The organism is Ruminococcus albus 7 = DSM 20455, assembly GCF_000179635.2.
GTDB lineage: Bacteria > Bacillota > Clostridia > Oscillospirales > Ruminococcaceae > Hominimerdicola > Hominimerdicola alba.
Genome location: NC_014833.1, coordinates 795884 through 819506, shown reverse-complemented (window position 1 = coordinate 819506; position 23623 = coordinate 795884). Strand labels below are relative to the sequence as shown.

The window sequence follows — 23623 nt, the reverse complement described above, 5'->3', positions numbered from 1 at the left end:
TAAGAGGTCTCGGTATCAATCTATTATTTCATCAAGCAGCTGTTGCATCCTGCTGTCAAAATAATAATAGTCCTCGCAAGGATTGCGCAGGGAGTGTTGCAGCACATCGGCGTCCTTGATGATCTCATCAAATGGAGTACTCTTGATATGCTTGTCGCTGTGATTATATATCCCGTCGTACACAAGCTGCTTTTCCTCTTCGGTAAGACAGTCCAACTTGTCAAGCACCTGCCTTCGTGCAAATTCCGCGCCCTCGTGTGCATGATCGGCGATCGTGGGGTCGTGATATTTCAGCAAATCGTGCAGCATACCGGCGATCTCCGCAAGCTCGGCTGTCCTTCGCGAATGACCTCTTTTCAGGGCAATCATAGCTGCCATAAGCCCGACACCATACAGATGCACATACGCACAGCGCTTTGTTTCTTCGTCCTCTATCGCTTTGATGATAGTGTCGATCAGAGCACGGACTTGGTCTATTTGCGTGTATTGACGTTCCATGTTAACAGCTCACTTTCAAAATATTGGATGTATCTTATAAATACCATTATACCACAAACCGCTGCGGATTTCTACCACTGCGGAAGACGTTACAGCGATTTCCTTCGCTTTTTAGCCTTTCTCTCTTTACGCTCCCTTTCTTACTGTTCAAGCTTTTCCAAGTAGTACTTATCAGATATTTCATAGAAAGAAAGTATTCGCTAAATCTAAGTATACATCATGTTTCTGCTTACAGTCCTCAAGGTTCTCCTTGCGGGCTGATATTTTTTTTGCTCAGTCTTTCGATCTTATTTCTAAGTTGGTCATAATCGGCACGGTACAGTATACCGTTCGCTTCCATAGCCTTACTGCATATCGTCTTTCAATAGTATTATCATAGCATAAAAAAATATTTTTGTCAAGTTTTTGCACTGTAATGCACAAACTTATCAAATGATTAATTATTTGCTCCGTATTCTATCTTGTAGTTTTATTCTTTATATACTCTTCAAAACTAGATTTCGGTATTCTCCTTGATCTCGGACCAAGCTCTATAACTTTGAGCTCACCCGATTTTATTATTGATGCTAGTTTCTGCTTGCTGACGTGCAGTAATGCAGCTATCGAACAGATCAAAAACAAGCATTATCATTCGGTGCTTGAGGACTATTTCGGCGAGATCATACTTGTTGGGATAAATTATGACAGCGAAGCCGACGAACACACCTATGTGATAGAATAGATCGTAAAATAACGGCATATCCCTGCAATATCAAAATTTATCATAGTAAAACTGCTCCCGGAGATAAAACTTCGGGAGCAGTGCCTACATAGGGAGCAATTTTCATAAACTTATATCTTTTAGAATTGTGTCATTCGTATGATCATATATTTTTATTCACTTTCCCTTGATCTCGATCCTGTCAAGTATCCCCTGCACACTGACATTCTGATGTGTCAGGTACATTCTTGCAACATCCTGAATAAAGACCTTGTCAGCACCTGTTTTCTGCTGTATCGTTACATCATCACAGCCCTTGTCGATGAGTTTCATTATCTTTTTCACCAATGCATAAGTGTCCGCATTATCAGACTGTTGCTTCGGCTGCACACCTTTTCCCGTAAGTTTTGCAGTCATCGCATGACCGTAATACACGGTCTTCGGATCAAGTTTCAGAAGCCCGCTCCAGCTGTCCTCTATCTGAGTGTCCTTGTGCATATCAAGCTCGTAAAGCGGATTAAGATCACCTACAAACAGCGCTCTCTCCTTTTCAAGCCAAAGTGAGATACTGTCATCACTGTGCCCGGGCGTATGTATTATTTCACCGCTGATACCCAGTTCCGCCAGAAAACTTCTGCTCTCCGAAACCTTTACCAACCTGATCGAACTGTCGTCTATCGGAACAAAGTCAGAATCCTTTTCCTTTGCAAAAATATGGTCACTGCTATGGATAAATTCTGCCTGAACATCAGCTGCAACTATTGTAACACCGCTGTTTGCAATTTCCTGCGCAATGCCCATATGGTCGGGGTGAAAGTGCGAGATCAGCAGATAACTTATATTTTGAAATTTCAGTTTGTTCTCACCCAGCGCCCGACAAAGCTGAGGAAAAGTTCCCGCCCAGCCGGTATCAAACAGCAGACTCCCCTTCTTGCCCTTGATCAGATAAGTATTGGTGTTTGAATATTTTAATTCGATTATTGGTTTTGAAAACATGGTTGATCACCTTTTTACCCATATTCAGATCATTCATTTTAGCTCTGACATCATCTTTTTCCAATCCTGCTTTTGAACATCTAGTATGTGGCTGAACTCTTTATCCCTGTTCCTGTTATTTGTCCCCAATACACCACAGTGTGCAACAGGATACACTTTACATGCATGATCGCCGAAAGCAGCATCATAAACTTTAGATTCAATTATATCATTGTATTTCATATGCGGCATTTTGATACCAGCGGCTTTTAAAACATTACTGAAAACTGCTCGTCCTAGACATATTATGACCTGAGGCTCAATTATCCGGACAAGTCTGACAAAATAAGTAGAGCAGTTTTTTGCCCATATCTGTTTGAAACCTCCGCTTATGCCATTATTGCCTGAACGGTAACATAAAACAAAGTTTGTAAAAAATTCATCTGTATTGGGTCTATCGATTTTTATACCAATATTTTCAAACAACTTGCATAGATTCATGTCAGTTGGATTATCATTACCTTTCAAATAATCGTAAAGATTATTATGATCATCATTATATAAACGAATCGACTCCATCAGCGATTTTGAATCAGGATCATTATAGTTACCCCAATCCTGTCCGACCAATAGTATTTTTGCATTATCAGCGCTTCACCAAAAACGCCTTTTACTCGCTCCATAGCTTCATCAAGAATTACAAGAGCATCTTGTTTTGTATACATATTAAATACCTTCCTGTTCCTCGCAGAACAGTCCGAAAACAAAAAGTGCGGATTGTCCGCAAAGGCCTGTTTCATCATCAGCATAACTGCCACCGGTTGCAGAGGTGTAGAATTTATCCATCGCTTCCATTTCGGTGATATGGTATTTTTCCGATATCATATTTACTATATTAGGAACAATAATTGATCTTATATTTGAATGATCACAGCTCTTATTCTTATCATATTGTTCGCAAAATTCATTATCTAAATACTCATCTATAAACTGCATCAGATACTCCGTTCCCATACCATGCAGATCATCATAGTCATTTTCCAGCATCTCGATCAATTTTTCACGTTTGAAAAGCTGATATACCACATCACCGGTTTTGCCTGTATGTTTCGCATAGTGTTCTATGCAAAACGTTATAAATGATATTATGTTCATTTATTTATCCACTTATCAGATAATGCTTTACACATTTCAAACCAACTTATAATATGCACATTCATTATTAACACATCATTTAACGCACGAGTGCGTTAGATTATGTATCTTTTCATTACCGTGGTATGTTCCTGCGATCATCGCTTTGAAGCTCGAAATGACCTTGTGCGTCCAGACCAGCTGACCGCTTTCAGGATCGTATGTTTCAAAAACATGAAATTACTTCTGAGCCAACGGCTTCTTATATCCCCGGGCATTGTCGCTTTCGATCTTCTCGACTTGGTGAATATTTCGGATGACAGGATAACCATGTTTCATAATAACAAAACTCCCGAAGCCACCACACAAGTCAGCTTCGGGATCTTATTTTTCATATCAAACGTTTCCTCAACAATTCGGTCGTAAGTTGGTCGTAAATCTTGATTGTCGGGTCATAAAATCCGCATATTTACGCCGTTTATTAGTCCATACTCTTCATCGTCCGGAGAAAAACGCTCCCAAGATCACACCCTGTCATATCCTAATAAAAGCCGATATTACGTTGTTTTGAGGCACCACAATACGCATAAAACCATGTATTTATTATCATGTTTTTTGGGATTTGGGCGTAAATCAGACGAGGGCTTCTATGATCGTTTTTTTACCGATCTTCAGTTCACTCACGCCGACATTTTTACTCTTGTTAAAACAGAAACTCAGCAAGTAACCCGTGTCGATATGATAATAATCAAGGTACTCCGTTAACTGCTGTTCACCTCTGGCATTGTACTCTTCACCACGCCAGATCTTCATTTCGATAACGAACTGTTCGCCCTTGTAGTCAACTATTACATCTGTGCGACGATCATTTCGTGTCAGTGCTTCAACATAATAGTTGCCTGTTCCGTTTATGATCGGGCGCAGGTACAGCAGGAAGAAACGTCTGCCGTCCTCTTCAAGAAACTTCTCGGAGGAGTCACCGTAAAGTTCATCAAAATGTGTGACAAACTTCTCAAGCACAAGCTTCATGTTCAGTCTGCCGTTTGTGATGAAACGGTTCTTGTCCGCAGACCAATCCTTCTTGTCATTGTCAGCCACTGTGTCATAAATAAACCAGTTGTACAATCTAGTTTCAAAGATCCTGTTTGCTATCGCAACATGAGTATCACAGCGGGTGACAAAGCCATACATTTCCGCCTCACGTGTAACTTCGCTGTCAGGTCCGTAAATGAAAGTCCTGCCGTTTATCAGGATATCATAGACCATGTTTCTGAGCTGTTTGTTATCCTCCAGCTTATTTATCAAAGAATCAAAAAGCGGCGAAGAACTGTTGATAAGCAGCTTTACTGCCTCCGTAACACCATGCTCATCCCATTCATGTATCTGTTCGTCAATGTGCTTACAGATAGTCGATACAAGCACCGGATAACCCGAGGTGTTATCGTAGATCAGCTGCGCCATTCTGTCGATATCCATTCCGGTATGATGGTCATTCTCATACTCGCTCAGCATTGTTGAAATGTCCGCAGGCGAAAAATCCATATCCACATCAAAACTCGATGCTATGTTCCACGGACTGTTGTGCTTGTGAGCTTCATCAGGACGTATCTTCTGTTTGAGATTGCGTATGTCATGAACGCCCGCAAGTATGACCGAACGGAACGTCGGAGAAACATCACGGTTTATATAATAGCCCCTCAGCTGCGCCAGAAAATCGAGAAAGACCTGATTATTCGATGCCTGATCCACCTCGTCGATCATAAGCACGATAGGCTTGTCGGAGGCAGCGCATATATCATTCAGCGAAATAAAAAGATCGACCAGTCCATAATTCTCTTTCATATCAGCAATATCGGAACCAATGCCGTTTATTTCTTTTTCAAACTGCCTGTCAATACCGAGCTGTCTGAAAGCCCTGATGATGATCTTAGCAAGTGTGACAGAAAAAATGTTTTCGCTCTCAAATTTCTGACTGCTCATCTGCATCTGAAAATCCAGCGATAACACATAGTATTCATCGGAAAGGAACTTCGCCAGAGCACGAAGCATTGTGGTCTTACCATACTGCCTGCCACGGTTGATGACAAGATACTGCCCGTCATCGACCTGCGCTTTTATCTGTTCAAGCCTGCTCGTCAGGTCTACCATATAATGCCTGTCTGGTATGCAGTTGCCTGTGATATTGAATTTTTTCGGCACTGATTTCGCCTCCTTGCTGCGATGTCTTATTGGTATTATTATAACACGTTTGGAGTGTTTAGTCAATAAAGGAAATAATAAAGTCAAACAATCGTTGTAAGATAATGGAAGATCCGAATAATAAAGCTGTTTATTGGAATAAACAGAAAATCACTGCCGCAATATTCTAAGATGATACTCTTTCACTTGAAAAGATCGCTAAGATATCCAGCCTTAACCTTGAAGAAGTGTTAATGTATATGGACTGCCCGAATATATTTATGAAATCAGAAGCGAGGATAATGCAATAGATATTCAAATTCATAAGAAATAATGTTTGCCAATTCATGTAACAACTTTTTCCAAGCAAAAGGTTCTTCTTGAAGAATACATCAAGAGCTTTATTTTAACATATCCTACTTATCTGTATCCAAATCGCCTACGCTGTTTAACTCTGTGATTAAAGACCAAAACGTCCTTTCAAAATCGTTTTTAGCAATAAGAGGTAAATAAGAGGTTTTTGACTTAATGACAAAAAAAGAAAAGCTTCAAAACAACGTATTTGCGCTGTTTTGAAGCTTTCTGTTGATATGACCCGTACGGGAATTGAAAGTCCCCAGCCGTTTTTTGCAGCTTGTCGTAACATTGAGAAAACGCCGAAATTACGGCATTTTAGAGCAATTCAGAAAAACTGAATTTTTCTGTTTTTTACTACTTTTTTGCACCAATAAAGAACAAATAAAGAACAAGATTTTGTCTCAGCGTGCCTTTCCTGCGGTGCAGAATCGATGTTCGCCATATTTGATAAAGAACAAATAAAGAACAACATGGCGATTTACAAATTGTGATCGCCATTTTTGTCTTTTTGTAGGTATGGCAGTAATATCAATTTGCATAAAACTGAAGGGCACTGACTTTTGTGCTTATTTCAGTTATCATATAAGCACGAAAGTTGGTGATGGTCATGAAGGATATGACTGAGCTGATAAAAGAGTATGGTTGTATAACACCTGAAATTGCAGCAGATAATGGCATTTCAAAATACAAGTTCTATAAATATGTGCGTGAGAACAACATGGAACAGGTCGAGCACGGTATCTATATTTTCAGGGACGAGTGGGTCGATGAGCTGTATGTGCTTCATAAAAGATGTCCCAATGCAGTTTTTTCACATAATGAAGCGTTGTATTTCTACGGTCTGACAGACAGAGAGCCATTAGTCCACACGCTCACAATGTACAGCGGTTATAATTCGCACAGGCTGACTGCCGACGGCAGATGCAAAGTCTACACCATAAAGAAAGAATTGCTCGATGTCGGTAAAGTTTTCGTTAAGGATAACTGCGGTAATGAGATACCGATGTATGACATAGACAGAACGATATGTGATGTGATACGAAGCAGAAGTACGATAGATATTCAGGAATTCATTCCTGCATTGAAAGCGTATGCCAGAAGAAACGACAATGACCTGAACAAGCTCTGGGAATATTCAAAGTTATTCAGGATACAGACCGTTGTTCGCAAATATATGGAGGTGTTGCTATAATATGCAATTAACACCTGAACAAGTAAAATGCAGAATAAAAAAACTTGCGAAAGTGAAAAACACCGACGCAAGAGTTCTGATGCGAATTTATATGATGGAGCGTTTCCTTGAGCGTGCCGCAAACTCGGAATACAATGACAACTTCGTAATAAAGGGCGGAATGCTGGTAAGTGCTATGACCGGTGTGGCACTCCGTTCTACAATCGACATTGATACAAGTATCAGAAATCAGAACCTTTCAGCTGCTGATCCAAGGGATATCATAGAGAACATAACTGCAGTTGACCTCGTAGACGGCGTTAGGTTTGAGATCAAGGATATTTCCGACATTTTGGATGAAATAGAATATCCGGGTATCAGGGTCATATTGAATGCGGTAATTGACAGGCTCATCACTCCCATGAAGATAGATATCTCAACAGGTGATGCAGTAACTCCTAGGGCAATAAAGTATGATTATAAGCTCATGTTTGATGACCGTTCGATAAAGCTGTGGTCATATGATCTCGAAACGATACTTGCAGAAAAGCTCCGGACTATCCTTGCAAGAAGCGTGCTTAATACCCGTATGAGAGATTTCTATGACATCTATATCCTTCTTTCTTTGTATGAGAACAAGATAGACGGTACGGTGTTCAGAGAAGCCTTTGATGCGGCCTGTCAGAAGCGCGGCACAGTGAACCTGATACAAAACGCTCCGGCAATAATAGCAAATATCAACGAAGACAATACCCTGCATAAGCTATGGGGTGCATATCAGAAGAAGTATCCTTATGCGAAAAAGATACAATATGACGATATCATGGATGGCGTGAAAAGCCTGTTCGGTAAGCTTGCATAAGTATCTTTCTGACAGACTTACTGCCGAGTTCGGCAAGGGCTTTACAGAACGAAATCTACGGGCAATGCGTCAGTTTTATAGCTGTTTCCCGAATCGGCACACACTGTGTGCCGAATTGAGCTGGTCGCATTATCGAATACTTATGAAGATAGTCGATAAGACTGTCCGTGACTTCTATACAGAGGAATGTACAAACCTGCGCATTGTCGCAAGCTTAGTCAAATATACCGCTTTGAAGAATGTTCTCCAAAGCTGAAACTGCCATATCATAAGAAACACTTTCAAACAGCAGCGGAACGGTTATTGTATCATAATCATCTTTATAGACTTTCTTATCAATGATCTCCCGTAAAACAGCATTCACATCTGTTCCGTTCTGAACCGAAAGACACATTTTATGAGGTCTGCGCTCATCAGCAACAGACTGTGCAAGTGATCTCAGAGTATCATTTATCGTTACTATCTCAGACAGCTTATAAATATCGTATATATGCCTTGAATGCTCGGTAGTAGTATTCAGCAGATAATAATCTGCCAATGCATACAACTTGTCTATCAGCGTTCTCTCTGCGGTCTGTACGTTCAGTTCAAACGGCTGTAAACCATATTGTTCTGCATAATTATCATAGCCATTTTCGTGGAGGTATTGATATATCAGACTGTCTGCCTTCATTACTTTCGTAGGATAAGCTCTTTGATATATTGCAGTTTCTACAATAAGCTGTTCTTTCAGATAAACAGCAGAGAGTGAAGAAGGATAGTCAATGATATAACGGTTATAGTCACGACGGCTCTTGATCGCATCAGCATTAGTAAGCTCAAATTCCAGATCACTGATTATACTGATAATACTTGCTTTGAGCTGCTTTCTCTTGCCTACAGGCGGTTTTATTTCAGACTGTAAATTCAGATCAATATCTTCAGAAAAACGCTTGATGATATGGTAACACTTTGACAGTGATGTTCCGCCCTTAAAAACAATATCCGGCATAACATCTGCGATCTTTTTCAGAAAAAGCGTTACAAAATAATCCTTTTCAACGATCTCAGCTTTAACACCGAGATATTCAGATGTTCGCAGGATAAGCTGCTCAAAAATATCTTTTTCGTTATGCAACATAATAGATCACGCCGCTTTCTATGAGATTACGCATTGTCTTGTCCGGGAAAAACGGAGCATATTTTGTCACAAGCTCCTGAGAAATATTACATTTCCTGATCCAGTTTCTGATGACAGCTTTTCTCTCATCGTCAAAATATCCTGCTGAGGTGCTGTTCATCATTTCAAGAAACTGCAAAACAAATATATTGTCATTGTCTATTTTAACTCTTGCCTTACGCAGGATAATATCCTGATTCCCGACTTTTACTCTGCGGAGTTTTGAATTCTCGTTATTTGTTTGTATCTCGGGAATATTTGACATCTGTGTAGAAAGCCCTGCCTGCTGCAACGCTGTTATCCCGGTGTAAAATCCGATTCGATTTCCTTTTTCGGATAAATATTTTCTTTCAATTATCCTATTGGGATTCAGAATACTGTTGCCGAATGGTGTTTTGACGGGGATATAGTAGATACCTCGTTCATATCTAATGATCTGTCCGCATTCGCATAGCTTCGCAAGTTCTTTTTTGAGCCAGATATCAGAATAATCCTCATAAGAAATATCTGAAAGAAATATAGGTTCGTTTTGACCAAATGTTTCAAGAAGATAATCAAACAACATATTCAGCACCTCCTTTGTTGTTCTGAATATATTATACTACATTTGACCTTATAAGTCAATAGAAGTATAAAAAATAATGAAGATTGTTTATTCTAAGGTTTTCCTTATTATACCCCAGAGAGATTCGATTTCAATATTTTTCTACAAATTTTAATAATTGCAGAATTTCATTAAAAATAACAGCTCCTATCCGTGTGGATGGAAGCTGTTATCAGTTGTTGTAATTATTGCTTTTTTTGCAGCAGTTTAGGAAACACCAGCGGTATGTTATAGTAAATGAAGTCAACCAATGACCATATGATCATAATTCCGCTCAGTCCCCAGGCAAATGCAGCATTTGTTCTGTCCAAACCGTAATAGCCTACGAAATAGTATTCATCGGGATCATCCGGATCGTAGCGGATAATAACTTCATCGCCTATTTCCCCAACGCCTGCGCCCGCTGAAAGTTTATCATATTTGAAAATGCCATCCGTTTCGACATAGATATCCGTTATACCTCTGCCCCATAAATATTTGTTTTTCGGATGAGATCTATCGGGATACTTCGGACCTGATCTCTCGGCAACAATGATGCCTTTTATTTCAACCGTGCATTTTTTCTTCAGGTTCAAACTGCGAAAGCCCGGATATGCACCTACTAAAAAAAATATAAGCGCAAGAAGAAGAGCGAAATTATTTATAGACATTTCTTTTTTCTTTTCCATGATAGCTCACCTATGCTTAAAGAATTGCCGAAAACTAAGCAGTTATTCGTGATTTCCGAATAGCTGAAAATTTCAGCAGATAACTCATTTGCAGATCATTTATCAAGCAGCCAGTCAAGAACATACTTCTGTCTGATCCCATTATATGATACAGGCGGATCGTTATCCATAGTCAGAAGTATCTTTGTATTATGGTCATTAATGTTTTGCAGCGGTGTGAGTTCTCTTTCAAGAGTCTTTTCATCACGAACAGTCCATGATACCTGATAATATTCGGTGTTTCCATCATAGTCAACAGCCACGAAATCAACTTCCGTATTACCGTTTTTACCTATATATACTTCATAACCTCTGCGAATAAGCTCCAGATATACCACATTTTCCAGGATATGCCCGTTATCTGCATTATTGGTGCCGAGAAGATAATATCTTAGACCGACATCAGCAGCATAGTATTTATCCAGCAGTTTCAGGTATTCCTTCCCCTTGATGTCATATCTTCCGACACGGTACATAAGGAGACTATCGGTAAGACCTTCAAGATAGTTTTCTACAGTATGATTGGATATTTTTCTTCCTGCACTTGTCATCGAATCGGCTATCTTCTTTGAAGAACATGGGCTTCCGATATTATCGAACAGGTATTTTATAACGCTTTTCAGCATCAGCGGATCCTGTATTTTCTTTCTGGTGACAATATCGTTCAGAACAATGGTATTATATAAACCGTCAAGATATGTTCTTATGTTCCGCCTGTCATGGAGTTCCGTTGTATAGGGAAAGGAGCTGTTATACACGTAATTTCTGTAAAGTTCCTCTTTGCTTAATCCATCAAACGCACTTGAGTACTCCTTAAATGACAGAGGGAGCATTTTAAGTTCAACATACCTGCCTGATAACAGCGTTGCAAGCTCGCCTGACATAAAATAGGCGTTTGAACCTGTTATATAAACATCTGTGTTCTTTTTTACGAACAGGCTGTCTACAGCTTTTTGATAATCAGCAACACACTGTATCTCATCCAGAAAGATATAATTCGTTTTATCAGGAAGCATACGGGATGTTATATAGCTGTACATTTTATGCCAGTCGTGGAGTTCTTCATTTTCGGCTTCTTCAAAATTTATAGATATTATCTGGTCATCACCAACGCCTTGTTTTCCGAGCTGTTCCCGGAAAAGCTCAAACAACGTGGATTTTCCGCATCTTCTGATACCGGTAATAACTTTTATTATTTGCTTATCCTTCCAATCGTTCAGAAATCTGAGATATTCAGGGCGGTCTATCATAGTGATCAACTCCTTCTGCCATGTATTATATGGATTTCTGGAATTATTATACCATGTTTGCTTTAAAAAGTCAATAGTTGGAAATGTATTTCCAACTATGTTTGCAAATGTGATTAGCTGGAAATGTATTTTCTGTCAAACCCACTCTGATTTCAGTTGCCAAAACAACCATTTTTCTTTAACTATTCGCTTTTGATATTGGTTTATAGCTTTTAGCGGCCGCACTGAGACTTGAACTCAGACATCGGAATGTTCCGATTACTCACAGTTTAGCAAACTGCTGCCTTACCAGTTAGGCTTATGCGACCATTGGTGACGGATAGGGGGATCGAACCCACTATTTAGAGATTGAAAGCCCAAGCGCTTGCCTGCAAGTGCTGTGTCCATGACCTGTTAGACGAATCCGCCATATGGTGGGTAAGGTAGGACTCGAACCTACAGCGTTTCCATGTCACGGATTTACAGTCCGCTGCCTTCACCAATTCGGCGCACTTACCCATATATCGTCACTCATATTCGGGTGACGATTATTATTTTATCTATCGGTGTATCAAACATATCCGCCAGTATTATCAGGTTGTCGATAGTGGGAACAGCGTCTCCGCGCATCCACTTGAAGATAGCCTGCGGTGTATTGAAACCGCATCGAGCCTGTACATCGGATATTTTAAAGCCCTTAGACCTGATGATATTCTTGATATTATTGCCTGTTGCCTTCACGTCGATCACCGGCATCGTAAACATCTCCTTTCAGTATATGATCCTTGACAAAGTCAGTGCTCCCGATGAGATTCGAACTCATAATAAACGGATTTTAAGTCCGCTGCCTCTGCCGTTGGGCTACGAGAGCATATAGTACCCGCAGCGAGATTCGAACTCGCAAAAACCTGTTTCTAAGACAGGGATGTATGCCAAAATTCCATCATGCGGGCATGAAAAAACACCGTCTGCTGTATACAGACGGTGCAATATGTCTATTCAAGGATCTATACTGAATCGAAGTCCCTAAATGACCGTATCATTTGCACTATGTTCTGTATGCAGCACAATAAGAGTCTCTTCCTGTTCGAGGCTGAGGCTCAGTAATATTCCGCTATACAGATAAGACATAGCAAATGCGTTCATTTCGGGTATCTCCTTTCGTAATTATTTTTGTTACAGCGGCCGTCATTCGGCCGTTCCTGTTCTGACTTTACCTGTATTATAGCACAGCTGTTTTGTAAAGTCAAGTAAACTGTGGGTATAGTTATGAACTGTCGCATTATTTGCGAGAGTTGGCTAATTCAGATGATATCAGTTTACAGCAACATATAAATCAGTATCTGCAGGATACTTATCAGTAAGCTCATACAACTCATTATCATCACAATACAGTAAGGCAGAATGAGGATTTAAATCAAGAAAATCGTTTATAGCACGATGTTCAGCTTCAACATATGAACTGTATTCAATAAAGCTTATCCCACCGGAATAATTGCTTCTGCACAAGCTATTTGCTTCATAAAATCCATACGATGTATTCATCTCAAAATCCATCATCTCGATACGCAGACCATTGTCTCCGCCTTTTTCAATATCTGCCCGAAGATATACTTTTCCATCATGTATCGAAACCAGGCATACTCTTTCGATATCAGATATTTTTGAAATAAACTGTTCTTTAGTTAACGTTTGCATCATTTATTGCTCCGATTTTCATTTCCACCACGTATCCTCTCCACCATGTTTCGAAATCAAGTAACCTCTTTCGCACAATTTATCTTATGTATTTGTGGGGTGCTTAAATAGACTTTTTTAATTGAAATGATAATTCATCCAACGTTTTAGTCATAGTATCTTTCTTAAGCTGGCACTCCCACAGTACAATTACATTCCATCCCATTTCTGAAAGTTTTATATAATTAGCATTATCGCGCTCAACATTTCGAGTTATTTTTGTTCTCCAATATTCTATATTGGATTTTGGCCAAACAAATCTTCCACAGTCATGTTTATGCCAAAAACACCCATTCACAAAAATAACTGTTTTATATTTTGGCAATACGATATCCGGCTTTCCAGGATAACGTTTATCATTGAGTACGTATCTAAATCCTTTTGAAAATAGATACTTTCTTACAAGGAGCTCGGGTTTTGAATTAACCGATCTGATCCTTGACATATTATAACTTCTTATTTCTTTTGTGTGATTGTCTGCCATATGACTTTTCCAATATCCTGTTTAATTTCATTGCAATCGCTTTTGCCATTATAGGAGGAACTGCATTGCCGACTTGCTGATACTGCTGGTCTTTAGATCCGCAAAAGACAAAACTGTCAGGAAATGTCTGCAGTCTTGCAGCCTCTCGTATGCTCAATGCCCTATCTTTTGTTGGATGAATCCACATAGACTTTCTCACATTCACTACTGTTCCTGACGGTTCGTCATATTTAAGCCTTGTATATATAGTATTCTGTGTCCTGTTGGGATTAGTATAGGTATTTGATTTAAGATCATCTGACAATGAATGAAAATTCTGTCCTTGACCAATAACTTTGAATCTTTTCATTGCCGTTTCTGTCGTAGCTGTTATGATATGATTGTATAGTTTCTTAGAATCTCTCAGTTTTTTAGCTAATCCTTCAAGATCTTTATTCTCTAATACTATTCCGACATCATCAGTAATGTTTACTACAGGCTCAACATCCTCAATATCCGAAATCGCATCTCTAACTGTTCTATATTCATCTTCTTCGAACTTTGGCATTGGAAATGTAGGTATACTCGAAATACTTGACTTGATTCCCATGATCACAAATCGCATCCGTTTCTGAGGAGCACCGTAATCAGCAGCACATAACACATTACTATTTAATTTATATCCATATTTGGGAGATTCAAGTATTGCTTTTATGTAATCCAGTACAGCCATTGATCGTATATTGGCTGATATGCCATTTTCAGTATCATATTCATCAACGAGAATCTTATTGTTTATTATTTCTAATGATTTAAACAACATCCTCTGAAGCATTATGGCGCTTTCTATTCCTTGTTTTATATTAGAACAATCAATCCTGTTTTCATAATAGCTGCGTATGGTTTCAAAAGCCTTATTTGAACATTCCGCAATATATCCAGTCAAGCTGTTTGCTTTTTCATATTCATTAATAAGCTTCAGCAAAGTATTTTTATGTTTATCTAATGTTGTTTTCAATTTAGAAAGGTTTGATGTTATTTTATATATAACATTTATTTCTTGATATAAGCGTTCCGGCCAAATAAACTTCTCAATACTGCTTTGATCATTTATGACATCCAGAATTCCATCAAAACAGTATTGACTATCCACTAATTTGAGAGGAGTCATTTTAACCTTAATATTATATTCTTTGATTAATTCTTCATCGCCTTTTTCTAAATAAAAACGATGTACCTCAGATTTAAGCATACTAACATTTTCCATGATAAATGCATTAGGGCTGAGCTCAATTACAGCTCGAACATACTGCTTGACCAGTTTATTGTTAAGGCTAACAGCTGTGTTCTTCTGTCTGTTTGCATTTGAGAAACCTTGACACGGTGGTCCGCCAATAACAACATCAATCGTTCCGTATTTTCTTTTTATTTCGCTGTAATCTGCCGCACAAACATCCCCCCTGACATCAACTTTAGGATGATTCCTTCTATAGGTCTTCTGCATATTAGGATTGTTTTCAAATGCAACCTTTATTTCATATTTTTTTGTTTGAACAAATCCCAAACTTAGACCGCCGGCACCTGCAAACAGATCTACAACCTTATATTTTTCCATTGATTATTACACCTTTATACTATATATTTTTATTTTGGCGAAAAGCCTTCACCAACAGCCTTTTTTCTTAATTCCATCAAAAGTTTACACTGCCTCTCATTTGGAAACTGACCTTGTGAAATCTTCATCGCTTTATGAAGTGCAGCTGTTTCATAACTGTTGGCAAGAGGATGCTTGCGTAGCCAATTGTCTAACCTGATCCAATACTGTTCCCCTAAATCAAGCACAGCTTTCTGATCATCGATCGTATCTTCTATTTTTCTAATCTCTCTTGCTTCTCTTTTTATCGTTTCTGTTTCCTCGTATCCATGAAGAAGGGTTTTAAAGCCTTCAACAGGAGTTATTTCCAAAGTCTTGATCTTTTCCCAGCATTTTTCTTGTTTACACCATTGGGTTACGTTTTGAACTGGACGATCATCTGAAGTAATCGAATAATATACCGCTTTTGCAATAACCAAAAGCTGATTCATCAGTATATCCGGGCATTTTTGTTTTTGCCATATTTTTTGTAAATTAATCGTTTGCTTTGAATACCATTTTTTTATCAAGTATTGAAGCAAAGCAATCGAATATGTGACAATATTTGCTTTATATCCGCCGCCGTACCAAGATTGCTTCGGTATCTGTTTATCCAAAGACCTATACATTATGGTTATTGACACAGCATTTTGAAAATAGTTCTCATTAAAATCATCCTTGCGTGTTTCCCACATGGCTTCAGTTTGTTTTGCAAATTCTGAAAAATTGGATTCGGCACCCTTGCTGACGATATGTGGAAATCCTTTCCATGAATTCAGTACTTTAGCGAGGTCTGTTTTAGTAATTATCTGATCCTTCGGATTCTGAGCTGCAAATTTTCGTTCTTCAGCTTTTGTCATATTCATTGTTGCTTGTATATACTGACCTCGTGCACGTTCATAAAACCAATGCGTCTCATGCTGTGCCCCATCTTTTGCAGGAGCAAATTTTCTTCTGGAAATTTGTTCGAGTCTAATATGGTATTCATGAGTGGAAAAGAAATCAGCCGGATTAACCTTATTCTGACTATTGGCACTTCTTGAAATTAGCGGGACAATTTCTGCAGCCGATTCAGGATTAACCTGTGTTAATTTCATTAATACAGAAACCTTAGACAGATCCGCTCCGCTGGTTTTCCTTGCTGAAAACAGTGTAGCTGTTGTTTGCCCTCCATTTACTATCTGAAGATCTTTTGCTCTTAACAGTTTCCCATTTTCTACATCAGCCTCAACAGCAGTCGCTGCAAGCCCATTGTTATATACAAAAAACCTTTCTGGTTCATTTAATACAGTATTTCTTATGTTTTTATTTACACCTCTTTTACCTAAAAACGATCTGACATTTCCTTCAAGAAGCCTGCTTCCATACTGATCGTACAGATCAGCAATTACATCGCCCGGTACAGTACATAAATAGCTCTTGCAGTCTTCACTGTCTCCGGCATTAGCTGACAGACAGGGAATACCACCCTCAAGGTAGTCATTAAAATCAATTTCTATTTCTTCACGGCCTTCGCTTGCAGAAAAAAGACGATAAAATCTTTCCATATCCCAAATGCGGTATTCAACATCAATATCACATATAGGCTCTGCATCCAATACACCTTTGCGTTTGCTTTTTTTCTTTTTACCATCAGAATTATCTGTCAATACTGCCCTAGCACTCAAAGATTTATCTGTCAGCAAAACAATGACAAATCTTGATACATATTTTGCCTGTTCCTGTATGTATGAAGCAAGATCATAAGCATCTGTACTTATTTCAATTTTATCTGCAAGCTCATGTTCAATTGAGTTTGAAGCAAAAGCTCTGCATCGGTCAAGAGCGGTTTTAGCATCACTTCCCAAAAGAGTTTCTGACTGCTCACTGCCCGAGAACAAAGCCGTGAGAAGATAAAAAGATCCGTCATGTTCATCATATGAATAACCATCAACATTAACTATGGCATTTCTATATCCATAGCCACTATAATAGCAGGGATTATATTCCGGAATTACATCACCTTCAAAGAGTTTCAGCGCACATATCTTAACAAAGCTGGCAACTGTACCTATGGCTTCACTCTCTTCTGTAGATCTGGCATCTTCAAGAAACTCCTTACGGTATTCTTCAAAGCTCTGCATATTATCACTCCCTGCTGATTAATATATCATACGATTCTCCAGCCTTGTATTGCTGGAATACTTATCTCATAGCTTCCATCGCAGATTGATGCATCCAATTTGCTTCTTATTATTTTGGGAAAAGCTTCGTCAACCAAATACTTTTCTGTAGCTATGAGTTTATAACTTTCATCATAGTGATCATCTGTTTCATTATATCCATACAATATAAGACGCATATGGAATAATGACTTAAGATCGGCATCGTTACTAATTATATCATATATTCTTTGAGTTAACGTTTTAAGTGTAAAACTATCCGGATCTAAAGGTGATGTATTTTCAATTCTGTTAACAATCAAAAAACCGTCCTTGTCACTTTCAAACTGTTCAAAAGATGAAATGTTAACTTTATCCATGCTGGCAGACACTGCTTTCGCTTCATACCACGTATCATCGAACTGAAAATCCTGATCAGTTCCAAGCGGACCAACCCAGCCCTCAATAGCTTTCTTTACGCCATATTTATCAATACATATATCCCTAAGTAAAATGAGTTCTCCAATCAATCCCTTGACTTGAGTACTTGACATCTTATCCTTTGAAGCAGCAAACATCTTTTGCCATTTTTTGAATCTGCTTACAGCTTTATTAATTCCGACATGACGATCAGAGATATCATAAGTACAATTCATTATATCCCAAGTTAGTGAAAAAAACAGCTCCTTCAAAGCAGAATCAGTAAGTGAAAAGCAAATTGCAAATTTGCCATCATTTCTCGGGTTTGCACGCACTAAGATTTGTTTGCTGGAATTAGGCAGGACCGGAAGGATATCCGATATCAGCAGAAGCTGCATTCTGTTTTCTTCGTCATATGATGCAAAAAAATCCAAAGGATGCTCAGCATCAATTCGCCTTGCGGTAGTAACTCCAGTATTAACACTAATTACTTTCCAAAGATCAGAAATCTCCGTCGTCGTCATCAAACTGATCCTCCTCCGTTTCATCATCCACATCCATGTATTTACGCTGCTCTACAAGGTTCAGGTAATAAACAGCAGAAGTTGGCTCGGACCCAGCAGATCTCGGAAAACCCATTCCATATCCAACAAGCAGATCTTTATCCATATCGAAACCTAATATCTTAGTGCTTTTCTCCAAATCAGGTACAAGATAATGTATTACCAAAATAGGATGTCTGCCTTTAATCAGATATGCTCTGTCTGGGAAATTCATAGAGCTAAGCTTGTCTTTTGCATCTTTGCCATATTTTTTCTCGTATTCAGAACGTTTCAGTTCTCTGAATTCCACTTCTGCTTTTTTAAGTTCACTTTCACTTAAACCATGCTTCGTCAAGCCCATTGTTCCTATTCTCAATTTAGTGCCGTATGCACTGTACTTAACAGGCTTGTCTGCAAACGGACGCTTTGTCGGATGAATAGAACAAGTACATATTTTATGTGATTCTTTTGTATTTTTATTAGTAGTAACAAGAACATCCCATGTGCTGAATTGAGAGTTTGCATTAATATACTTTATTAATGTGTTGCCATTTGCCTCCATGTTCATCGGATGAGAATTATATCTTCTTAAAAACTCACAGATGATTTCAGACGGAACATTATTCCAAAACAGCGGCTGATTTCCAGAATCAACAGGTTCTCCACATTTTGTAATTATCTTTTGGACAATTTCATCTGTTACTTTTCTATTGTTCCTGATCACTTCGATGCTTGGCTGGAATCTTGGAGTCTCAAAGAATTCTCCGTCAAGTGTAATCCATCTTTCCACTTTTTCAGAATGCTTCATTTTATTCTTAGCGGTAATGATAAGGGTAGTCGGATGAGCACGAACCTTTAATCCGAAATCCTTTGGTTCCGCACCTATTCTGTTCATACGGAGTATCTCTTCACGCAGTTCATTTGATGCACTTGTGATGTGCGAATACCAACCAATCGCATCATCAGGCATCCATATACGGAACAAGTCTTTATACCCTTCTCTATAACCAAACCAACGCCCCATTTGCATGAGAGTATCATACATTTGGCTGTTACGGTGGAAATAGCTTACCATAAGTCCTTCTAAAGTCAATCCTCTTGATAAACTGAGTCCTCCGACAGCAATAACTCTCAATCCGCTGTCATCATATTCTGCATAATCAAGTATCTTGCTGCTGCTTCTTTGATTTATAGTACGAACCTCTATTTGTGCAGCAGCCATAAGAAATTCCTTCTGAACCCTGTTCCAAGGAATAGATGTATTATTAAAGAATGGATAATCAGATTTATACCACATATCACGCAATTTGCTTATATTAGGATTCTGACAAGCTGCATCCTCATCCATTTGACAATAGCTTTGAATATCACGTTTGATTTCAAACAGCCATTCCTTAATTCTGTCGCTTACTTTATCCTGAACAGCAGTGAACCTGCTGACATTTACAAGCATAGATCTATGTGCACTAGAATCATCTCTGATGTCGCGAACTACATTTGCTAAAATGAAATATCTCAAAGCTTCATATAAACTTTCCGGAAGTGTCTCAACAGGAATATGCTGTTTATGCTTATATGGGAAACACGCATCTGCATCATCAATGGTTATCAGCGATTTTTCAAATGGTGCATTATCTCCAAATATCTCATTGCAGCCTATATAATTTGTCGGTGCATCAAGAGCATAGATATAGTTTGAAGGAAACAGATCATCGTTTTCCATCTCCTCGGTTTTTTCCGGCAGAATAAAAATATTAGCAAACGGTGTAGCTGTTACTGCAATGTAGGAACTTGATGTAAACATATTAAGTAACGTTCTAATATTTTTGTTGATTGCCGTTGGGCTATTATCATCTTTAGTGTTGATTGAAGCATTATCTGCCTCATCATCAATCAGCAGTAAAGGAAGATCAATCTTACCGCTGGCAGATTTGTTATCTCCAAGCCAATCAATAAGATTTGTCAGTGTTCTGGCATTTTTCTTTAAAACCAACACTACCGGTTCATTTGTCATATTCTTCAGGCTTACATTCATGCTTTGCAGAGTTGCCTTCCTGAAGTCACTTGACTCAGTAGTAAATCCTGTAGCAAAATGCCTTGCATCCTTTAAACCTACTCCTTTTTTTACAGTTTGACGGCTTTTATTCAAAAAAGCTTTACTGCTTCGTCCAATGAAACCCTCATCAACACGTTCTTGTGTCTGTCGGCGCAGGCTTTCAATAGTACCGGTAAGCAAGACAATAACCTTATAACCAACATCCGCAGCCTTATTCATTATTGCGATATAGTTTGCAGTCTTTCCTGACTGAACATCTCCTATTATGAGACCGCGCCTATGAAGTGCTCCTTCCGCCTTCGGATTACCTGCCAAGTCAACTATTCGGTCTGAAACATCATCAATTGACGCAATAATAGTTGACGGGCGCTGCATATCTTCTTCCAGATACTTAACATATCTATTCCAATAAAACCAATAATCTGGATTTGAGCTTTGTTTTCTTTTCAGATCCTTAAGCCACGGTTCATACTCGCTTTCAATGTACACTCCAATATCCATATCAACATCAAGAACTGACTGCAGCTTTTTAATCAGATTATCAATTTCCTGTTCTGAAATTTTTGGGAACATAGGCTTTACGAATTCACAGGCTTCTTTCAGCTCCTCTTCCATAGGTGTACGGTTAGGCGCTAAATCCTGTATTTTTACTCTGACCATTTTTTCAAACATTTCAAAATCATTCATAATTCATACTCCATAGTAAGCATCTCGACTATACTTTTATAATTGCAGAACGGATCAGTTTGAAGCATAAGTTGGATCTGCTCTTTTCTTGACGAACTGTCTTTTATGTTTTCAAGAATTATTTTTGCAAAATCCATTGCCTCAGCTTCTGCATCTTTTTCTTTGCGAACATTGACTCTTTCTTCATTGTTGAGATCAACATATAGCTGATTCAAAGGAAGGTTTCCCTCAACCAGCTTTAAGTAACTGAATAAAATGTGTTTCTGATCGGAATCCAAAGACTCAGAAAGCATTTTCAAAAAAACATGATCTCTGTTGAGAACATATTGTACACCTTCTCGGGCTTGTTCCTTATTCCAAAGATGACACCCCTGATCACTTATTTCCCGTTTGCCTCTAAAAGTCCATGCACGTTTGCTTCCATTGGAAATTCTCTCCACTATTCTTTCCAGATTACGTTTTATTACATCGGGTGGAACTGCAGTTGATTTCCTGATATCCAAGGTCCAGAGGTGATCAAGAGAATTAGGGATATCAACTCTTATTCTCGCTAGTTTAGAAAGCTCATCTTTTCTGTGCATTCTAAACCATGTTCCCCATACCAATAAGCGTTTATTTCGATAAACATAGAAACCCTGGTTCTTAGTCAACCCTTCACTGCCACCTAAAGCTTCTTTTTCCGCTCGGGTCATTTTGCTGATATGCGGCAGCATATATGCCGACACCAGCACCTGTTCACCTTCAATTGAAAGCTTTTCATCATGCTGAAACACAGTACTTCTGCCTATTAGAAACGGATCTTTAGCTTTGATCTCAAAATTATTAATCGAAATTTTTAACTTCTGAATACCAGATTCTCCGGATATATATCGATGAAAAACAAGGGCAAGATGCTCTCTGACATCATCTATTTTTTTATTCATCAGCTTTTCGGGAGATGCAGCCCCTTCAAGCATTCTATCTAGTTTTTCCCATATTATAAGAGTACCATGCGAAAAAGATTCCAGTTGTTTATACTGTGGAATAGATTTAATATCAGATTCATCTAAAACAATAAGTGACCATTCACCGCTGGTATAAACGCTGTCAAGATCCCATTTTCTGCCTTCAACTCTTGTATTCTGCTTTGAAATAACCGTTAACGACCGGCACTGTGAAAGTGAAGCTGTTTTTAATCCCAAACCAAATCTGCCCAGATCAGTTCTATCACGTTCATCAAGAGAACTCTTGCTTCCATAACGCATTGCATTATTTATCTCCGTCTCATTCATTCCAACACCGTCATCTAAAAATGTAACATAAGGAACAGCGTCATATGGTGAGAAAAAAATATTTACTTCAGATGCCATAGCTGCTATGCTATTATCAACAATATCTGCAACAGCCGCTTCAAGATTATAACCAATGGCTCTAGTTGATTCCATTAAAACTGGAGCATAAGGGGGCATATTTTCATATTTCATAATAACCCTCCATAATTACAAATCAAATTCCTTTTTTAATATTTTTAATAAGTATTCTGCTGTTTCTTTATCAATTTGAAAGGATTGACTTATCTTACCAGGATTTTCTCGATCAGAACGACCATAAGTATCAAATTGAACATATTTTCTGCCATTATGAGTAAAAGAAGTATATGTTGTCGATACTTTTTCGTGAACTGTATTACGTTCTTTATTTAAAAAACTAATGTGTTCAATATCCATTCGAGCCATATTATCCCACCTTAATGATTTTTTAATATTATAACACATAACTACATAGAAATCAATATCGCGCTGCCTTTTTGGTTAAAACAGACAAATCATTTATCCATTCTGAACAAAGCATTTACATCAACTCATTAGACACACAATTATGATTTACAGTGAAAAGCAAAATCTATGTTATTGCAATAACTATTTCATATACAACAAGGCTCCCAGAATAAACTCTGAGAGCCTCGTTTCATATTAATGGATAACAGAACGGAAACCATATCCGAAAGCCATTACAGACCTTTTCCGTTCGCCTGAGAGCATATTAACTGCACTGTCAGAAAATCTGATCCGAATTAACATCCACCTTAACATCAAACTTATTTTTGAAGTGCAGCTCCTCAACTATGAGAACAGCGGTGTTATCGTAAGCATTCCTGAGCGAACCAACAAATGTAATAGTACCGCCTTTGAAATAAAGAAAGCTCACTGCACTTGCATTGTCATCAAAAGCGATGCAGGTAAATGTATCTGTCTTGACGGCATCAACACCTTTTCGCTTAGTCTGCTCAACAGCAATACTGAATATACAATATTTGAGGTCATCTTTTATAGTAACCGCAAGCTCGGTCAGAAGTCTGCCTGACATCATAACTTTGTTCAGCATATTAAT

Annotated in this window: 24 protein-coding genes and 4 tRNA genes; 4 read left to right on the top strand and 24 right to left on the bottom strand. The window is 38.5% G+C overall.

Features of this window, described 5'->3' with window-relative positions:
• Positions 1-15 precede the first annotated feature (15 nt).
• Together RUMAL_RS03690 and RUMAL_RS22905 are read right to left on the bottom strand one after the other, a co-directional pair.
• Complete coding sequence (locus tag RUMAL_RS03690) at positions 16-498, bottom strand: HD domain-containing protein (protein WP_013497451.1); 483 nt, start codon at positions 496-498, stop codon at positions 16-18.
• A gap of 456 nt (positions 499-954) precedes the next feature.
• Positions 955-1113 carry a helix-turn-helix domain-containing protein gene (locus tag RUMAL_RS22905; RefSeq protein ID WP_207640581.1) on the bottom strand — a complete coding sequence of 53 codons (159 nt, stop codon included), beginning with the start codon at positions 1111-1113 and terminating at the stop codon, positions 955-957.
• Here RUMAL_RS22905 and RUMAL_RS22345 point away from each other — a divergent pair.
• Positions 1037-1219 (top strand): hypothetical protein, encoded by a 183-nt coding sequence (locus RUMAL_RS22345; RefSeq protein ID WP_242843400.1) that lies wholly within the window; start codon positions 1037-1039, stop codon positions 1217-1219. The two genes, RUMAL_RS22905 and RUMAL_RS22345, sit on opposite strands and share 77 nt — an antisense overlap.
• Positions 1220-1375: 156 nt before the next feature.
• On the opposite strand, the gene RUMAL_RS03685 is transcribed toward RUMAL_RS22345, so the two are convergent.
• The 4 genes from RUMAL_RS03685 to RUMAL_RS03665 form a co-directional block, all read right to left on the bottom strand.
• The gene (locus RUMAL_RS03685; protein ID WP_013497450.1) at positions 1376-2194 is read right to left on the bottom strand and encodes an MBL fold metallo-hydrolase; all 819 of its coding nucleotides are present in this window, start codon (positions 2192-2194) and stop codon (positions 1376-1378) included.
• A 33-nt stretch (positions 2195-2227) separates the two neighbouring features.
• On the bottom strand, positions 2228-2809 hold the full coding sequence (locus RUMAL_RS03680) for a uracil-DNA glycosylase family protein (protein ID WP_336470111.1): 582 nt from the start codon (positions 2807-2809) through the stop codon (positions 2228-2230).
• A 90-nt stretch (positions 2810-2899) separates the two neighbouring features.
• Entirely contained in the window at positions 2900-3328 is a 429-nt protein-coding gene (locus tag RUMAL_RS22340; protein WP_013497448.1) for a DUF3791 domain-containing protein, read from the bottom strand.
• A 612-nt stretch (positions 3329-3940) separates the two neighbouring features.
• Positions 3941-5506 (bottom strand): AAA-like domain-containing protein, encoded by a 1566-nt coding sequence (locus tag RUMAL_RS03665; protein WP_013497447.1) that lies wholly within the window; start codon positions 5504-5506, stop codon positions 3941-3943.
• A gap of 943 nt (positions 5507-6449) precedes the next feature.
• Between RUMAL_RS03665 and RUMAL_RS03660 the strand changes: the two genes are divergently transcribed.
• From RUMAL_RS03660 to RUMAL_RS21170, 3 genes are read left to right on the top strand one after another with little or no spacing between them, the layout of a single operon-like run.
• Positions 6450-7034 carry a type IV toxin-antitoxin system AbiEi family antitoxin domain-containing protein gene (locus RUMAL_RS03660; RefSeq protein WP_202946545.1) on the top strand — a complete coding sequence of 195 codons (585 nt, stop codon included), beginning with the start codon at positions 6450-6452 and terminating at the stop codon, positions 7032-7034.
• Between the two features lies 1 nt (position 7035).
• Positions 7036-7875, top strand: coding sequence for a nucleotidyl transferase AbiEii/AbiGii toxin family protein (locus RUMAL_RS03655; protein WP_013497445.1), 840 nt, complete (start codon positions 7036-7038; stop codon positions 7873-7875).
• Positions 7868-8131 carry a DUF1016 N-terminal domain-containing protein gene (locus RUMAL_RS21170; RefSeq protein WP_242837737.1) on the top strand — a complete coding sequence of 88 codons (264 nt, stop codon included), beginning with the start codon at positions 7868-7870 and terminating at the stop codon, positions 8129-8131. Before RUMAL_RS03655 ends, RUMAL_RS21170 begins: the two co-directional genes overlap by 8 nt.
• Here the strand turns inward: RUMAL_RS21170 and RUMAL_RS03650 are convergent.
• The 18 genes from RUMAL_RS03650 to RUMAL_RS03565 form a co-directional block, all read right to left on the bottom strand.
• Complete coding sequence (locus tag RUMAL_RS03650; protein WP_013497444.1) at positions 8090-8995, bottom strand: nucleotidyl transferase AbiEii/AbiGii toxin family protein; 906 nt, start codon at positions 8993-8995, stop codon at positions 8090-8092. The genes RUMAL_RS21170 and RUMAL_RS03650 overlap by 42 nt on opposite strands.
• Positions 8985-9599, bottom strand: a complete 615-nt coding sequence (locus tag RUMAL_RS03645) for a DUF6088 family protein (protein ID WP_013497443.1) — start codon at positions 9597-9599, stop codon at positions 8985-8987. The genes RUMAL_RS03650 and RUMAL_RS03645 overlap by 11 nt, the downstream gene beginning before the upstream one ends.
• A gap of 224 nt (positions 9600-9823) precedes the next feature.
• Positions 9824-10306: a hypothetical protein gene (locus tag RUMAL_RS03640; protein WP_013497442.1), complete on the bottom strand. Its 483-nt coding sequence runs from the start codon at positions 10304-10306 to the stop codon at positions 9824-9826.
• 95 nt (positions 10307-10401) lie between these two features.
• The gene (locus tag RUMAL_RS03635) at positions 10402-11595 is read right to left on the bottom strand and encodes an ATP-binding protein (RefSeq protein WP_013497441.1); all 1194 of its coding nucleotides are present in this window, start codon (positions 11593-11595) and stop codon (positions 10402-10404) included.
• Positions 11596-11811: 216 nt separating this feature from the next.
• A tRNA-Ser gene (locus tag RUMAL_RS03630) sits at positions 11812-11903 on the bottom strand.
• A 103-nt stretch (positions 11904-12006) separates the two neighbouring features.
• Positions 12007-12093: transfer RNA gene (locus tag RUMAL_RS03625), tRNA-Tyr, on the bottom strand.
• 12 nt (positions 12094-12105) lie between these two features.
• Positions 12106-12330: a helix-turn-helix domain-containing protein gene (locus RUMAL_RS03620; protein WP_013497440.1), complete on the bottom strand. Its 225-nt coding sequence runs from the start codon at positions 12328-12330 to the stop codon at positions 12106-12108.
• 42 nt (positions 12331-12372) lie between these two features.
• Positions 12373-12445 (bottom strand) — tRNA-Leu (locus RUMAL_RS03615).
• Between the two features lie 6 nt (positions 12446-12451).
• Positions 12452-12527 (bottom strand) — tRNA-Leu (locus tag RUMAL_RS03610).
• Positions 12528-12888: 361 nt separating this feature from the next.
• Positions 12889-13275, bottom strand: coding sequence for a hypothetical protein (locus RUMAL_RS03605; RefSeq protein ID WP_013497438.1), 387 nt, complete (start codon positions 13273-13275; stop codon positions 12889-12891).
• A 100-nt stretch (positions 13276-13375) separates the two neighbouring features.
• Positions 13376-13756: a very short patch repair endonuclease gene (locus RUMAL_RS03600; protein ID WP_242843399.1), complete on the bottom strand. Its 381-nt coding sequence runs from the start codon at positions 13754-13756 to the stop codon at positions 13376-13378.
• A 1-nt stretch (position 13757) separates the two neighbouring features.
• Positions 13758-15389, bottom strand: a complete 1632-nt coding sequence (locus RUMAL_RS03595) for a DNA cytosine methyltransferase (RefSeq protein ID WP_013497436.1) — start codon at positions 15387-15389, stop codon at positions 13758-13760.
• A gap of 29 nt (positions 15390-15418) precedes the next feature.
• Positions 15419-17530, bottom strand: coding sequence for an AIPR family protein (locus RUMAL_RS03590; RefSeq protein WP_013497435.1), 2112 nt, complete (start codon positions 17528-17530; stop codon positions 15419-15421).
• A 26-nt stretch (positions 17531-17556) separates the two neighbouring features.
• The gene (locus RUMAL_RS03585) at positions 17557-18492 is read right to left on the bottom strand and encodes a PD-(D/E)XK motif protein (RefSeq protein ID WP_013497434.1); all 936 of its coding nucleotides are present in this window, start codon (positions 18490-18492) and stop codon (positions 17557-17559) included.
• Positions 18470-21253, bottom strand: a complete 2784-nt coding sequence (locus RUMAL_RS03580; RefSeq protein ID WP_013497433.1) for a Z1 domain-containing protein — start codon at positions 21251-21253, stop codon at positions 18470-18472. Before RUMAL_RS03580 ends, RUMAL_RS03585 begins: the two co-directional genes overlap by 23 nt.
• A complete protein-coding gene (locus RUMAL_RS03575; protein WP_013497432.1) occupies positions 21250-22716 on the bottom strand; it encodes an ATP-binding protein in 1467 nt (488 codons plus the stop codon). The genes RUMAL_RS03580 and RUMAL_RS03575 overlap by 4 nt, the downstream gene beginning before the upstream one ends.
• Before the next feature lie 15 nt (positions 22717-22731).
• On the bottom strand, positions 22732-22968 hold the full coding sequence (locus tag RUMAL_RS03570; RefSeq protein WP_013497431.1) for a hypothetical protein: 237 nt from the start codon (positions 22966-22968) through the stop codon (positions 22732-22734).
• Positions 22969-23287: 319 nt separating this feature from the next.
• A complete protein-coding gene (locus RUMAL_RS03565; protein WP_013497430.1) occupies positions 23288-23617 on the bottom strand; it encodes a single-stranded DNA-binding protein in 330 nt (109 codons plus the stop codon).
• Positions 23618-23623: the final 6 nt, after the last annotated feature.

What these genes read in the sequence shown, in the direction of transcription:
- RUMAL_RS03660 (WP_202946545.1), top strand. Translation starts at nt 6,450, where the DNA reads ATGAAGGATATGACTGAGCTGATAAAAGAGTATGGTTGTATAACACCT.
- RUMAL_RS03605 (WP_013497438.1), bottom strand. Translation starts at nt 13,275, where the DNA reads ATGATGCAAACGTTAACTAAAGAACAGTTTATTTCAAAAATATCTGAT.
- RUMAL_RS03585 (WP_013497434.1), bottom strand. Translation starts at nt 18,492, where the DNA reads ATGACGACGACGGAGATTTCTGATCTTTGGAAAGTAATTAGTGTTAAT.
- RUMAL_RS22340 (WP_013497448.1), bottom strand. Translation starts at nt 3,328, where the DNA reads ATGAACATAATATCATTTATAACGTTTTGCATAGAACACTATGCGAAA.
- RUMAL_RS03655 (WP_013497445.1), top strand. Translation starts at nt 7,036, where the DNA reads ATGCAATTAACACCTGAACAAGTAAAATGCAGAATAAAAAAACTTGCG.
- RUMAL_RS03620 (WP_013497440.1), bottom strand. Translation starts at nt 12,330, where the DNA reads ATGCCGGTGATCGACGTGAAGGCAACAGGCAATAATATCAAGAATATC.
- RUMAL_RS03650 (WP_013497444.1), bottom strand. Translation starts at nt 8,995, where the DNA reads ATGTTGCATAACGAAAAAGATATTTTTGAGCAGCTTATCCTGCGAACA.
- RUMAL_RS03575 (WP_013497432.1), bottom strand. Translation starts at nt 22,716, where the DNA reads ATGAAATATGAAAATATGCCCCCTTATGCTCCAGTTTTAATGGAATCA.
- RUMAL_RS03580 (WP_013497433.1), bottom strand. Translation starts at nt 21,253, where the DNA reads ATGAATGATTTTGAAATGTTTGAAAAAATGGTCAGAGTAAAAATACAG.
- RUMAL_RS03640 (WP_013497442.1), bottom strand. Translation starts at nt 10,306, where the DNA reads ATGGAAAAGAAAAAAGAAATGTCTATAAATAATTTCGCTCTTCTTCTT.
- RUMAL_RS03595 (WP_013497436.1), bottom strand. Translation starts at nt 15,389, where the DNA reads ATGGAAAAATATAAGGTTGTAGATCTGTTTGCAGGTGCCGGCGGTCTA.
- RUMAL_RS03570 (WP_013497431.1), bottom strand. Translation starts at nt 22,968, where the DNA reads ATGGCTCGAATGGATATTGAACACATTAGTTTTTTAAATAAAGAACGT.
- RUMAL_RS03685 (WP_013497450.1), bottom strand. Translation starts at nt 2,194, where the DNA reads ATGTTTTCAAAACCAATAATCGAATTAAAATATTCAAACACCAATACT.
- RUMAL_RS03565 (WP_013497430.1), bottom strand. Translation starts at nt 23,617, where the DNA reads ATGCTGAACAAAGTTATGATGTCAGGCAGACTTCTGACCGAGCTTGCG.
- RUMAL_RS03590 (WP_013497435.1), bottom strand. Translation starts at nt 17,530, where the DNA reads ATGCAGAGCTTTGAAGAATACCGTAAGGAGTTTCTTGAAGATGCCAGA.
- RUMAL_RS03635 (WP_013497441.1), bottom strand. Translation starts at nt 11,595, where the DNA reads ATGATAGACCGCCCTGAATATCTCAGATTTCTGAACGATTGGAAGGAT.
- RUMAL_RS03600 (WP_242843399.1), bottom strand. Translation starts at nt 13,756, where the DNA reads ATGTCAAGGATCAGATCGGTTAATTCAAAACCCGAGCTCCTTGTAAGA.
- RUMAL_RS03645 (WP_013497443.1), bottom strand. Translation starts at nt 9,599, where the DNA reads ATGTTGTTTGATTATCTTCTTGAAACATTTGGTCAAAACGAACCTATA.
- RUMAL_RS03690 (WP_013497451.1), bottom strand. Translation starts at nt 498, where the DNA reads ATGGAACGTCAATACACGCAAATAGACCAAGTCCGTGCTCTGATCGAC.